12 protein-coding genes are annotated in these 14,511 nt (G+C 32.4%); 10 read left to right on the top strand and 2 right to left on the bottom strand.

Features of this window, described 5'->3' with window-relative positions:
* Positions 1-17: 17 nt before the first annotated feature.
* The 7 genes from EV145_RS04155 (at position 18) to EV145_RS04125 (ending at position 7,778) form a co-directional block, all read left to right on the top strand.
* The gene (locus tag EV145_RS04155) at positions 18-878 is read left to right on the top strand and encodes a putative zinc-binding metallopeptidase (protein ID WP_133523970.1); all 861 of its coding nucleotides are present in this window, start codon (positions 18-20) and stop codon (positions 876-878) included.
* A 12-nt stretch (positions 879-890) separates the two neighbouring features.
* Positions 891-2,234 (top strand): DUF4302 domain-containing protein, encoded by a 1,344-nt coding sequence (locus EV145_RS04150; RefSeq protein WP_133523969.1) that lies wholly within the window; start codon positions 891-893, stop codon positions 2,232-2,234.
* A gap of 147 nt (positions 2,235-2,381) precedes the next feature.
* The gene (locus EV145_RS04145) at positions 2,382-2,657 is read left to right on the top strand and encodes a hypothetical protein (RefSeq protein ID WP_133523968.1); all 276 of its coding nucleotides are present in this window, start codon (positions 2,382-2,384) and stop codon (positions 2,655-2,657) included.
* A 166-nt stretch (positions 2,658-2,823) separates the two neighbouring features.
* Positions 2,824-3,570, top strand: coding sequence for a 3-oxoacyl-[acyl-carrier-protein] reductase (fabG, locus tag EV145_RS04140; RefSeq protein WP_133523967.1), 747 nt, complete (start codon positions 2,824-2,826; stop codon positions 3,568-3,570).
* 147 nt (positions 3,571-3,717) lie between these two features.
* Positions 3,718-5,745, top strand: coding sequence for a hypothetical protein (locus tag EV145_RS04135; protein ID WP_133523966.1), 2,028 nt, complete (start codon positions 3,718-3,720; stop codon positions 5,743-5,745).
* A 96-nt stretch (positions 5,746-5,841) separates the two neighbouring features.
* Positions 5,842-6,738, top strand: a complete 897-nt coding sequence (locus EV145_RS04130) for a LysR family transcriptional regulator (protein WP_133523965.1) — start codon at positions 5,842-5,844, stop codon at positions 6,736-6,738.
* A gap of 74 nt (positions 6,739-6,812) precedes the next feature.
* On the top strand, positions 6,813-7,778 hold the full coding sequence (locus EV145_RS04125; protein WP_133523964.1) for a YeiH family protein: 966 nt from the start codon (positions 6,813-6,815) through the stop codon (positions 7,776-7,778).
* Between the two features lies 1 nt (position 7,779).
* Here the strand turns inward: EV145_RS04125 and EV145_RS04120 are convergent, their stop codons facing one another.
* Positions 7,780-8,760 carry a hypothetical protein gene (locus EV145_RS04120; RefSeq protein WP_243739195.1) on the bottom strand — a complete coding sequence of 327 codons (981 nt, stop codon included), beginning with the start codon at positions 8,758-8,760 and terminating at the stop codon, positions 7,780-7,782.
* Positions 8,761-8,902: 142 nt separating this feature from the next.
* Between EV145_RS04120 and EV145_RS04115 the strand changes: the two genes are divergently transcribed.
* A complete protein-coding gene (locus EV145_RS04115) occupies positions 8,903-9,901 on the top strand; it encodes a zinc dependent phospholipase C family protein (protein WP_133523962.1) in 999 nt (332 codons plus the stop codon).
* Positions 9,902-10,039: 138 nt separating this feature from the next.
* Here EV145_RS04115 and EV145_RS04110 read toward each other — a convergent pair whose 3' ends face one another.
* Positions 10,040-12,175: an LTA synthase family protein gene (locus tag EV145_RS04110; RefSeq protein ID WP_133523961.1), complete on the bottom strand. Its 2,136-nt coding sequence runs from the start codon at positions 12,173-12,175 to the stop codon at positions 10,040-10,042.
* 203 nt (positions 12,176-12,378) lie between these two features.
* On the opposite strand from EV145_RS04110, the gene EV145_RS04105 reads away from it, so the two are divergent.
* Both EV145_RS04105 and EV145_RS04100 read left to right on the top strand, forming a co-directional pair.
* On the top strand, positions 12,379-13,044 hold the full coding sequence (locus tag EV145_RS04105) for a response regulator transcription factor (RefSeq protein WP_133523960.1): 666 nt from the start codon (positions 12,379-12,381) through the stop codon (positions 13,042-13,044).
* Complete coding sequence (locus tag EV145_RS04100; RefSeq protein WP_133523959.1) at positions 13,045-14,430, top strand: sensor histidine kinase; 1,386 nt, start codon at positions 13,045-13,047, stop codon at positions 14,428-14,430.
* Positions 14,431-14,511 lie beyond the last annotated feature (81 nt).

Here is a 14,511-nt window from a genome sequence, read left to right as displayed (position 1 = left end):
AATTTAATTCAAGAGATATGAAAATATTAAAATACAATAAAACAGCAGGGTTGTTTTTATTAATCATAACACTGGTTTCCTGCGCTAGTGAAGAGCAGCCGGGAGAAAGCCAATTAGATTTTACACAGCCAACAAAAACGGCTTTGGATAATTGGATCACAACAAATTATTTGACTCCGTATAATATTAATGTGCAATACAAATGGAATCAGAATACAGTTGATAATAACAGATATTTATTTCCTCCACTGATAGAAAAAGTACAGCCTGCACTTGAAATCGTTCAAAAAATCTGGCTCGAAAGCTATAAAACAATTGGAGGACCTGATTTTGTAAAGAAAGTGGCTCCAAGAGAATTTGTTTTGGTTGGAGGTGTAAACTTAAACACGGTTGGAACTAAAACTTTAGGTTTAGCAGAAGGTGGACAGCGTGTTACTCTTTTTGAAACGGATTATGTAGATAAAAAGAACAGAGATAATATCAAGCAGTTTCTTCATACCATTCAGCATGAATATGTTCATATTTTGAATCAAAACAAACCTTTTGACGAGAAATCATGGGCAGCAATTACGCCTTCAGGATACACGGCAAGCTGGCATTTATATACAGATGAAGAATCAAGAGAAATTGGTTTTATAACAAATTACGCTCGAAACAATATCAACGAAGATTTTGCAGAAATGGCTTCAATGCTGCTGATTAATTCTAAAACAGAATATGCAGCAATTTTAGCCGGAATTAATAATCCAACAGCAGTTGCTCAGATAAAGGCTAAAGAAGCTCTTGTGGTAAAGTATTATAAAGATGCTTATAACATGGATTTCTACGCTTTGCGCGACGAGGCCGAAAAAAATACTAACGCTGTAATAAACAACTAATAAATGAAGATTATGAAAGCAAAAAATATATTGAAATATCTGGTTTTAATACTAATTTCATTGCCGTTTTTTGGCTGTAGCAGTACTGATGCAGAACAGAAATTTGACCAGACACCAACGGAACGCCTTAACGCACAGAAAAAGGAATTAAGCGATCTTTTGCTTACGTCAGAGTACGGATGGAAAGCAGTTTATTTTACAGATAACACTGTTTTAGGAGGTTATACTCACTTATTTAAATTTGCTGCCGATGGTACAGTTCAAATGGCTTCAGATTTTGATAGCGATACCAAAACCTATAAAAGTGAATACGCTGTGCAGACAGGAAGCACAGTAAGTTTGACGTTTACAACTAAAAACAGAATTCATCTTTTATCCGATTCAGATAGTTATCCTATTGAGGCATTAAGAGGAAAAGGATATTTAGGCGATTTTCAGTTTTTGTATTACGGACAGGAAAATGGTGAAATCATTTTTAAAACAAACAGAACTGTTCAGGAACTTCGTTTTGTAAAAGCAACTGCAACTGATTGGGCAAATCTTCCAAAACATATGGAAATGGAGCAGAATGTTATTGGTTCTGATGCGCGCCCGTTATTTAGATTGTTGGAAACAAATGATGGAACTACAAAACATCAGTTTGATTTTAGTTTTACTGAAATTACTCGTTTTGCAGAAGCAAATTCGATTGAAGCTGGATATTCTCAAAGTTACGATATGGGAATTGCTTACACACCAACAGGAATTATTGTAAGTCCTGCGGTTGTCGTAAAAGATCAAAAATTAAGCTCATTTGTTTATGATGATGTAAACGGAAGTTTTACAGCAACAGGTACAAATGGAGTAAGTGCTATTATAAAATATACTGATAAGCCATTAGTGCTAACGGATGATTATAAATTACTTCTTCCTGGAAAAGTTTATGCAAGATGGGGGTATTATCCTGATGATTATACAGCTGATGCGCCAACAAACTCGAAATTGTTTTTGGCAGAAGTAGATAAAATTAATGCTTCATTGCCGGCAGGTCAAAGTCTTGCTTATGTACAATTGTATGTAAATCATTCACTTGGGACCTTTATATATTACTATTTTAACGGAAGACCTGCTTTACAACACTATGTTGATGTTGTTGAAGATCCAGTTGGTAAAAAAATCATTCTAAAACATAAATCTTGGAACGGAAATACTACTGTTGCAACGCCAGCATTTTTAGCAGGTTTTGATAAAAACTTAATGGATCCTAACGGTCTTTATGTGAAAAAGGAAAGTTTTAAATTATATTATTCAAATACTGTTTACACCTTTACAAGTTCGTCAAGTCCTTTTAGAATGACAACTTGGCAGCTTAATTAATTTTTAGTTTTGTTTTTAATTTTGGAGGAAAAGCAGCTCAAAAGTTTGAGCTGCTTTTTTTAACTAAAGAGAAGAATTTATATCATTTGAAAAAGGAGTTTGACAGAAAACTTGAATGTAAAATTGTAATTAAAATATTCAGATAATATGATAAGAAAAATTATAACACCCGTAAACACGATATTCTTTTTCTGGGGTTTAGTTTTACTAACATTCTCAGAATCATACCCGCAGTACACAAGGTATTATTTATATTCATCTATTGTTGCAATTCTTCCAATAATGATTTTTGATCTTAGAAAACAGAGAAAAGAAGACAAACAAAACGGAATAGTAAAATTTCAATCGGCCATTTATAGAATGCTGATTATGGCAGTAATGTTAGGAATTGCCTATTTTATAACGAAACAAAATCACATCTAAATTTATACTTTTGTTTTTATTTTTTTGAGCGAAAAGCAACTCCTGTTTTGGAGTTGCTTTTTTTCTTGTTTAAGAAGATTATATGCCATTTTTTGCAATCCAAATTTTATTAAACGCCCAAATAATCTATATTTGTATTTCAAAAAATAAAAACGAATACCTTAATATGAAATTACTAGAAGGAAAAGTAGCAATCATTACGGGCGCTAGCCGCGGAATTGGAAAAGGAATTGCAGAAGTTTTTGCTAAACATGGTGCAAACGTAGCATTTACATATAGTTCATCTGCTGCATCGGCAGAAGCTCTTGAGACTGAATTGAATAGTTTAGGAGTTAAAGCAAAAGGATATCAATCAAATGCAGCCGATTTTAATGAAGCACAAGCTTTTGTTGATGCTGTTTTAGCTGATTTTGGAACTGTAGATATTTTGATCAATAATGCTGGAATCACAAAAGATAATTTATTGATGCGTATGTCTGAAGCTGATTTTGATCAAGTTATCGATGTTAACTTGAAATCTGTTTTCAATATGACAAAAGCGATTCAAAAAACATTTTTGAAACAGCGCGCTGGTTCTATCATCAATATTAGTTCTGTTGTTGGTGTTTCTGGAAATGCTGGACAGACTAATTATGCAGCTTCTAAAGCGGGTGCAATTGGTTTTACAAAATCTGTAGCACTTGAATTAGGTTCTCGTAATATTCGTTGCAACGCAATTGCCCCAGGTTTCATTGAAACTGAAATGACTGCAAAATTACCTGAAGATGTAGTAAAAGGATGGAGAGACGGAATTCCGTTGAAACGTGGTGGAACTACTGAAGATGTAGCAAATGCTTGTCTTTTCTTAGCTTCAGATATGAGTGCATACGTTACAGGACAAGTTCTTAACGTTTGCGGAGGAATGCTAACCTAAGGTACTGAGGTTCTAAGTTACAAAGGTTCAAAGGTTTTAGTAATCAGTTTTTATCTGACTCTAGAATAAAATACTGAACACTATATATTTCAATTAATTGACTTTTCAATCTGATTACTGTAAACTGACACTGAATACTAATTAAATATGACTACAAACTCGATTTTATTATTATTGCTTTCTTTAGTAATAGCTGGTGGTTTGTCGTATTTTCAATATTTTTTTAAAGCCAAAAACAAATCAAATCTGATTTGGTTTTTGGCTTTTTTACGTTTTTTAGCCATTTTTGGTTTATTGGTTTTATTAATAAATCCGATAATTTCTAAAAGTTCTCTTGAGATAACCAAAACGCCTCTTGCAATTGCTGTAGATAATTCAAGTTCAATTGAAGCTTTAAAATCTGATAAAAAAGCGGTTGAATTATATCAAAAACTGATTTCAAATCCAGCTCTAAAAGAGAAATTTGAAATTCAGTCCTATCAATTTGATACCGATTTTAAATCTTCTGATAAATTTGATTTTAAAGGAAAACAAACCAATCTTGACGAAGTTGCCAAAAATCTAAAAAGCATCAACAAAAACCTGACTTTTCCAACGGTTATTATTACCGATGGAAATCAGACTACAGGAAACGATTATGTTTATCGATTCGATCCTGTCAATAAAGTTTATCCTTTGGTTGTGGGAGATACAACTACTTTCTTTGATTTAAAAATCAATCAGCTTAACGTAAATAAATACGCTTTTCATAAAAATAAATTTCCGGTCGAAGTTTTTCTGCAGTATTCTGGCGACAAAGGCACAACGGCTGATTTTACAATTTCGCAGGGAAATTCAATTGTAGCAAAAGAGAAAGTTTCTTTTTCTCCGTCTAAAAAAACGGCTTCTATAAATTTGCTTTTACCAGCAGATAAAGTAGGATTGCAGCTTTTTAGAGCGTCAATTTCTTCAAATGCAAAAGAAAAAAACAGCTATAATAATATCAAAAATTTTGCTGTCGAAATAATCGATCAAAAATCGACGATTGCAATAGTTTCAACAATAAATCATCCTGATATCGCATCTTTAAAACGTGCAATTGAAGTTAATGCACAGCGTAAAGTGATTTTGGTTAAGCCAAACGATATTAGTCAATTACAAGAAGCATCTGTTTTGGTTTTGTATCAGCCGAATGCATCATTCAAAACTATTTTTGACAACAATAAAGCTGCGGGCAGAAATACTTTTATTATAACAGGAAACAACACCGATTTTAATTTTTTAAATCAGCAACAGAACAATCTGATTTTTAAAATGAGCGGACAAACAGAAGATTATTTATCTGAATTTCAGTCGCAGTTTAATTTATTTGCGATTGACGACATTGGTTTTGAAAATTTCCCTCCGCTACAAAATGCATTCGGAACTATTACAACCAACGGAAATGTTTCGATTTTACTTTCTTCAAGAATCAGAAACGTATCTACAAATGCTCCATTATTGGCTTTCGCCGAAAATCAAGGAAAAAGAACGGCTTTTCTTTTAGGTGAAAACAGCTGGAAATGGCGTCTGCAAAGTCACATTGACAATCAATCATTTGAAAAATATGATGTTTTTATAGATAAAATAATTCAGTTTTTAGCGACTTCAACTTCAAAAAAATCATTGGTTGTAACACATGAAAGTTTTTATAATTCGGGGGATGAGCTTGTAATCAATGCGCAGTACTTCAATAAAAACTACGAGTTTGACGAGAAAGCAAGATTAACGATTTCAGTTACAAATACAGAGACGAAACAAAGTAAAAACTACGATTTATTAAAAGGAAATAATTCCTATTCTGTAAATCTTGATGGATTAACAGCCGGAAAATATAATTTTACGGTAAAAGAATTAAATTCAAATACGTCGTATTCAAGTCATTTTGAGATTTTGGATTTTGATATCGAAAAACAATTTGTAAATCCCGACGTTTTAAAATTAAAGCAATTGGCCTTACAAACAAATGGAAAAGCTTTCTTTGAAAACCAAGCGGACGATTTAATTAATACGCTTTTAGAAAATAAGGAATACAAATCAATAGAAAAAAACGTTTCAACAAAAACACCAATAATTGATTGGGTTTGGTTGTTAATTTTGATTGCAGTTTTATTGACAACGGAATGGTTTGTTAGGAAATATAATGGATTGCTTTAAGTAGCAAAGGTGCAAAGGAACAAAGGTGCAAAGGTGCAAAGGTTTTTTTAACCTGAAACTTGAAACCTGAAACCTGAAACAACAAAAAATAAAACTATGGATTTCAGGCTAAAAGTTTTCTATACTGTTGCGCTCCGCCTTAATTTTACTAAAGCGGCAACGGAATTGTATATAACACAGCCAGCAGTTTCAAAACATATTCAGGAATTAGAAGAGACCTATAAAACTAAGCTGTTTGAACGAAACGGTTCTAAAATTGCTTTAACTCCGGCAGGAAATATTTTACTGAAACACACTAAAGAAATCTTCGAAATTTACAGAGAAATTGATTTTGAAATGAGTTCCTTTATCAGCGAACGTCAAGGTTTACTGCGATTAGGCGCAAGTACAACCATTTCGCAATATATAATTTCTCCAATCTTAGCTCGTTTTCACCAAAAGCAAAAAGACATAAAAGTCAATTTGCTGAATGGAAATACAGAACAAATCGAAAATGCCTTAATCAGTAAGGAAATCGAAATTGGTATCGTTGAAGGTCAATCTAAAAATCAATCCATAAAATATATCCCATTTTTAAAAGATGAATTGGTTTTAGTCTGCAGTACTAATAATCCGTTTGCAAAACAAAATGAAATTTCTTTAAATGATTTAAAATCAATGAAATTCATAACCCGCGAGCGCGGATCTGGAACACTTGAAGTTATTGAATTTGAATTGAAAAAAGCAGGCATCAAGTTTTCGAATTTGCAGATTGAAATGCAGCTAGGAAGTACCGAAAGTATAAAATCATATTTACTAAATTCGGATTGTTTTGCTTTTATGTCCATTCATGCCGTAAGTAAAGAGTTGAAAAATAAAGAATTAATTGTTTTAGATGTCGAAAAATTAGTAATCGAAAGATATTTTTACATCATTACCTTATTAGGTAAATCAGATCCTTTATCAGAATTGTTTATCCAAAATATTGCCAATCATTATAACTTGAAGTTATAGTCAATTGTATTTTACGATTGGTGATTTCCATTAAATAGACGGAACTTTGCAGAGTAAACATCAATTACTCTATTTTGAAAACAAAGCAACATTCCGCATCACAATTATTTGAAATTAATCTTTATGTTCAGCAGGCATTTTTTGCAGTTGTAATATTCTTATGCTTATTTTCGATAATCTCACCGCCAATTGCTTTATTGCTTGGGATTGTGCTAGTAAATGTGTTCGGAAATCCGTTTGTTGCTTTTAATGCCAAAGCAATCACATTTTTATTACAGTTTTCGGTTATTGGCTTAGGTTTCGGAATGAATGCGACAAGTGCATTTTCGGCTGGAAAAGAGGGTTTTGTTTTGACTGTATTTTCAATATTCAGCACATTGCTTTTCGGATTTCTATTAGGAAGATGGCTGAAAACAGAGAAAAAAACATCACATTTAATTTCATGCGGTACAGCAATTTGCGGCGGAAGCGCGATTGCAGCAATTTCTCCTGTAATCAAATCAAATGAAAATCAGACTTCAATTGCGTTAGGTGTAATCTTCATTCTCAATTCAGTTGCCTTATTTGTTTTCCCATTTATTGGACATCAGCTTGATTTATCTCAAAAAGATTTTGGTCTGTGGTGTGCGATTGCAATTCATGATACAAGTTCTGTTGTGGGTGCTGCCAACAAATACGGAGCCGAAGCTTTGCAGATAGCGACAACTGTGAAACTAGCCAGAGCATTATGGATTATCCCGATTTCTATTTTGACTGCAGTAATTTTCAAGAATAAAAACAGTAAAATCAAAATTCCATATTTTATTGGATTGTTTGTTTTAGCGATGCTGCTGAATTCTTATATTCCAAGTGTTTCTGTTTTTGCGCCTCATATTGTAAGTCTGGCTAAAATTGGTTTAACTATAACTTTGTTTTTAATTGGTGCCACTTTAAATGTAAGTACTTTAAAATCAGTAGGAGTAAAGCCTTTACTTCAAGGTGTTTTTCTTTGGGTATTTATTGCTAGTTTAAGTTTAGTGGCAATTATTTATTTAGGTTAAATCACTTTACGTTGGAGAATTTGACAATTGAGTCGCCTATCATTTTGTAGAATTTTCCTTTAAATGAAAAATGTCGCTCAATTTCAAAATTAAACTGTTTTTTAGTTTTTGCCATTGCAGCTATCTCTTTTGGAAAATCGACTTCAAATTCGTCTTCGGCTTTTGCAGCTTTATTAAAAGTACCATTTGTTTTAATAACGATATCTCTGAAATGCTTTTTAGCGTTAGTATTTACAACAGTGTAAGAGCTTGACCATTGAACACTTGCTACATTTTTAAGCTGGTAATAGGGAACCTCTAATATTGGTTGATATTTGCCTTCAAATCCTGCAACTAAGTAAAGCCATCCTTCAAAAGGTCCACCGGCACCTCCGTTAACATGCAGTAATGTAAAGGCGTATTGATTTTCGCCAATTTCTACAAGTTTGGGTTTTGGTGCTTGAGAAAAAGCACCAAACGCAGCAACAGCAGGCTGAAACGAGCGCATTTCCCAAATTGATCCGTTTTTGGCAAATTTGGCAACGCCTACAAGACCTCCAAAAAATCGGCCAGTTTGCAATCCATCTTCGTCACCTTGTGAATGATTGAAGAATAATAATTTGAACAAATTTCCTTTCGAATCGGAATAATCAATATTAGCAAGAAGTCTTGTTGCAACACCTTCGGCATAAGGAAATAATTGATCACCTTCGACTCCGTTAACATCAGTAAAAGGCGAAGGTTTGCAAGTTTTGCAACTCCAGTTTATAAAAGTATTATGATCTGGCAGATTAAATAATTTACCTGGAAAAAGCTTCTGCATTGTTTTCACTCCATCAAAAGGTTCAGAAATTTTAAGTACTCTTTTAGGATTTAAAATAGTATCACTTATGTTTTTTAACTGTAAATCAGATCGTTGTGCGAAGCAAAAAGCAGAAACTAGAATAAATAAATTTAAAAAAACCGGGCGCATATTTGTAAGATTTAACTTGATATCAAACATACAAATAAAATAGTTTCATCATGAACTTATTTTAGTTATATGATATAAAAAATATAAAAAATCAAATTAGCATAATCTTAATTGGTAAATTTTTAAATTATCTTTAAATAAAGTAACTTTGCCTTCCAAATACAAAAACAAAATGAAAAACTTCAAAATGAGACCAAAATTAATCGCTCTTTTCGCATTAGTTACTGGTTTTTTCACCCTTTCATGGGGAATTGTCGGTCACGAACGAATCAACAAAGCGGCCGTAATGGCTTTGCCAAAGCAGGTTCAGGTATTTTTTTACAATCACATTGATTTTATTACACAAGAAGCTTCGGTTCCAGACATTCGTAAATATGCTTTAAATTATAAGGATGAAAATTCTAGGCATTATTTTGATATGGAAAACTTTGGTTCTGCTGATAGTATTCCGCAGACTATGGAAGAAGCAAAGAAAAAATATAATGCTAAATTCTTGAATGATAACGGGATCTTGCCTTGGTACATTGAAGATATGATGGCAAAATTAACTAAAGCATTTAAAGACAAAAATAGAGCTGAAATTCTATTTTTAGCAGCTGATTTAGGTCATTATATTGGTGATGCACACATGCCTTTGCATACTTCTGCGAATCACGACGGACAATTGAGCGACCAAAAAGGAATTCATTCTCTTTGGGAAAGCAGATTGCCTGAATTGTTTGCAAAAAACTATAAATTAAACGTTCCTGAAGCGCAATATTATCAAGATGTTCATAAAGCGACTTGGGATATGATAAATGATACCCATACTTTAGTAAAGCCTTTGTTAGATATCGACAAAAAATTACGTACTTCAACTCCAGAAAATAAAGTCTTCAAATTAGATGCTGACGGAAAAGTAATGAAAAGCAAGTACAATACAGCGCTTTTTGCTGATGAATACGCTGCCAAACTGCATACTGATTTAAATGGAATGGTTGAAAAACAGATGAGAAAAGCAATTGCTGCTACAGCAAGTTTTTGGTACACAGCCTGGGTAAATGCTGGAAAACCAGATTTAAGCGATTTAGACGCACCTGCTGTTACACAAAGAAATTATCAATCGTTGCAAGATGATTTGAAATTGTATCAAAAAGGAGATTTATTCGGAATGAGAAATCAGAATGATTGATTTTTTTGTTTCAAGTTAAAAGTTTCAAGTTTCAGGTTTCAAGTTTCTGACTTTAGTTTAATTTGATACTTATAAAAGAGAAAGCCTCAAATTCATTTGAATTTGAGGCTTTCTCTTTTTTTCTATCATCTTTTCTCTCTAACGAATATTTGCGTATAGTTTTTTATTCTTCGCTTTCAAACCTTCAAACTGATATCGTTTTTCCTTTAATAAATAAGATGCCGATTGATAGAAAGAAATGGCGTCATTTACCAAATCGGTTCTTTCAGCTTTTAGTGGGATTTCGTCATATAAAATTTGGAATTCTGGAGCAACTCCTTCTGTAGGTCTAACCTTTAGGGTATACTGTTTGACCACTTGTTTAGGAGATAAAATGGTTAATACATTGTCTTTTATTAAGCCTAAATCCTGATAGGTGGCAATGAAAGCTCTCGGTTTATAATCGGTTTTAAAAACATCTTGTCCAAAAAATTTGCTTTCGTAATCAAAATGCAACAATCCAAAAAGCGTTGGCATCAAATCAATTTGCGACATTAATTGATTGTATTGCGATGGTTTTTTATTTGGCGTATAAATGAAAGCTGGAATTCTATATTTGTCCAACGGAAGCTGTGTTTTTCCAGCACTAGAAGCACAGTGATCAGCAACGATAACAAAAACAGTATTTTGAAACCAAGGCTGTTTGCTTGCCATTTCAAAGAATCTTCGAAGTGCAAAATCAGTATATTTTACACCACCTTCACGTGATTTAATGTCGCCTGGAATGTCAATTTTATTATTAGGATATGTAAACGGTCTGTGATTGCTGACCGTCATAATATGATTAAAAAAAGGCTTGTTTTCCTTTGCCTCCGCATTCATCACTTTTATTGCCTTGTTGTACATATCTTCATCACAAACGCCCCAAACATTTGAAAATGTGATTTCTTCAGGTGAAAAACTTGATTTATCAATAATGTCGTAACCGTTTCCAGAATAAAAATCCTGCATATTATCAAAGAAAGCGTCACCGCCGTACATGAATTTTACATTGTAGCCTTTTTGTTTGAAAACGGCTCCGGTTGAAAATTTATTTTTATTGTCGTCACGTTTTACTACACTTTCTCCGGCAGTTGGAGGCAGGCATAAAGTTACCGCTTCAAGACCGCGTACAGTTCTGTTTCCAGCAGCATATAAGTTGGTAAATTGTAGACTTTTTTGTGCTAGGCTATCTAAAAATGGCGTTATATTTTGTTTGTTTCCATACGATTTCATAAAATCAGCGCTATAGCTTTCAATGGTAATTAAAACCACATTTTTATGGTTTTCAAGCGAATCTTCTGTAATAGATCGAATTGTATTTTCTCCGGAAATACCAGGAAATTGCTCTCTTAAATTTGCAAAACTCTGACGATTTGGAAGTGTTTTGTAAAACTTCAAATAATCAAGTTTATTGTTTTCGAAAGCCAAATAAAACTTATATAATCCGTTAGACTGCAATTCGTTTACAAAAACATTTTTTGAATTTTCTGTTTTGGCAAACATCGGAATTGCAACTAGTGAAATGACAAACAAAACAGCATAAAGAGCTGAAAATTTAATTTTCTCATTTAGATTGGGAATTTCTTTAATGAAATTGGCAGAGCGTTTCAATATAAAATAAGTAACAATTCCGGATCCTAAAAATAAAGCCGAAAATAGCGGTATTACCGGGTAGGACTGCATTATGTTTCCAATTACTTCATTTGTATAAATCAGATAATTGACAGCAATAAAATTGTATTTCACGCCAAATTCATTCCAAAAGAAATATTCGCTCAAGCCATTTTGAAGAATCACGACTACGTAAAGAAAAACAACAAAAGCAAACATCCAGAAACGTATTTTGTCTCTCCATTTTGGTGAATAAAGAAAAAGCGCAAAAAGAGCTGTTTTTATTCCTAAGAAAATTAATACAATTCTAGGCAAAGCGCCGCCATATTCGTCAAAAATGCTTTTTCCCGATGCTATATAAAGAAATAAAGCTACAAAAGAGGCCAGAATAATGTATCCGTAAGGCTTGTCATATTTTATATTGGATATAAAAACAAGATACAGCCATAGAAACACGCTCATCAAAACAAAAACAAAAAAATCCGAGATCAATCCTAATGAAAAAATCTTCAAACTCTCAAGGAGTGTAAAACTGCTTTGTGTTATTGGATGAAAAAAAAGGACAATTCGCAAAAGAAAACTAATAACAAAATAGAAAAATGCGAGATTGTAAAATGGTGATAGTCTTTTATAAAAAATCATGTCATTATATTTTATGCAAAATTACTTTGCATTAATGAACGACAGATGAAGTTGGGCTTTTACCTTGCTTAGTGTTAACTTAATGTTTTCTTAAGAGGAGGAAATACTGCTTATTCTAATGATTTTAAATGATTTCTATTCTTGAAAATCGGTATCTTTGACAAATCATTAAGGCAGATTAATCTTAATTTAAATCAAAATACATGCATATTTTAATAGTAGAAGATGAATTAGGAATTGTGCAATTTTTACAGCAAGGATTACAGGAAGAAGGTTATTTGGTTACAACAGCAAATGATGGTTCCAAAGGTTTTGAATTAGTTCAGAATCACCAGTATGACTTGATTTTGCTGGATTGGATGCTTCCTAAAATTAACGGATTGGATTTGTGCAAAGCCATAAGAATTAAAGATCAGTATACACCTATAATTTTCTTGACAGCAAAAGATACTGTTCAGGAAACTATTGCCGGTTTAAAAGCGGGCGCGAATGATTATATCAAAAAACCTTTTAGTTTTGAAGAGCTTGTAGAGCGGATTAAAGTTCATTTTAGACATAAAAAAGAAGATAAGGAATTAATGTTAGGAACAATAAAAATTGATCTCTCGAAACATATTGTCCTTAAAAATGAAGAAGAAGTTACACTGACGCAAAGAGAATTTGAACTGCTGACTTATTTAATTCAGAATAAAGGAAAAGTCTGTACACGAAATCAAATTTTAAAAGACGTGTGGGATATTAATTTTGAGTACGATACAGGTGTTATTGATGTTTTTATGAACGCAATTAGAAAAAAACTAAATTTAAGAATCGAAGAAGATTATATAAAAACTATTCGAGGTATTGGTTACATTGCTAACGACTTATAAATGATACAGCTTTCGTTCAAAAACAGAATTGCCTTAAACTATATAATCACAACTGGTTTGCTGATTTTAGTGGTTTTTTCAGCAACTTATTTTACGGTAAAATTCACTGTTTATAAACATATTGATGAAAATTTAATGATCGAAATTCAAGATCATTTGAAAGAAATTAGAATTGAAAATCACAAAGTGGTTTTCATGGATGCCGAAGAATGGGAGGAAAGAGAACACAATTCTGTTGATGTGAATCCGGTTTTCGTCCAATTTTTAGATTTGAATAAGAAAATTATTGAAAAATCGCCTAATTTAAAGAACGAAGTACTGGTTTATCATGAAAGCAAAGATCATTACGAATTGTTTGATACCCAATTGTTAAGCAATAAAATCAGGCAAATTCAGATTCCGCTTCAAATAAAATCAAAGAAAATTGGGTATTTGATTATTGCAATGTCACTGGCAGATTCGGTCAAAGTTTTAAAAAATCTTCTGGACACTTTATTAATTGCGTTTCCAATTATTTTAGTCTTACTGTTTTTAATTGCTCGCTTTTTTGCTGGACGAAGCATAAAACCAATAAACGCCATTATAAATACATCTAGAATAATTACAAAAGATAATTTAACGACAAGAATTCCGCTGCCTAAAACCCGAGACGAATTGTTTACACTTTCAAAAACAATCAATAATTTATTGAATAGAATTGAAGACGCAATCGAGCGTGAAAAACAATTTACTTCTGATGCATCACATGAATTGAGAACACCTTTAACTGTTATTAAAGGAACACTTGAAGTACTTATACGTAAACCTAGAGATAGCAAGGAATACGAAGAAAAAATTAATTATTGCATCAACGAAGTTGACCACTTAAATACGCTTGTGGATCAGTTGCTTTTGATGGCGCGTTTTGAGAATCAAAAACAAAATATTAACACCGAATTAGTTTATTTGAATGCCTTAATTTTGGATGTTTTAACTTTAAACTCAGAGAAGATAAACACTAAAAATATAGCGGTAAAATTTGATTCAGAAACAGATTGTTATATTCAGTCGGACAATTTTTTAGTGATTACTATTTTGAGAAATATTATTTCGAATGCAATAAAATATACGAACAGAGGAGGTCATATTTTAATTGTGCTTTTGAAGCAAAACGACAAAATATTACTAAAAATCAGAGACAACGGAATTGGAATTGCAAAAGCCGATTTAGGCGCTATTTTGAACCCGTTTTTTAGATCGAATTCTACCGATCATCCTGAAATTAAAGGAACTGGATTAGGTTTGTCGATTGTAAAAAGAACTACGCAATTATTGAATATCAAGTTTAAAATTGAAAGTGAATTAGAAGTAGGAACAACGGTAATATTGACTTTTACTGAAAAGTAAGAAAACGATATAGTAAATTGAAAATATGTATTGAAAATGGTAGTTGGGCTTTTTTTTAACAATAAACTTTCGTTAAGTTAA

The sequence above is a fragment of the Flavobacterium sp. 245 genome (assembly GCF_004362055.1).
In the GTDB taxonomy this organism is placed as follows: Bacteria; Bacteroidota; Bacteroidia; order Flavobacteriales; family Flavobacteriaceae; genus Flavobacterium.
The sequence above is the reverse complement of the archived record's forward strand: the minus strand, read 5'-3'. Positions and strand labels throughout refer to the sequence as shown.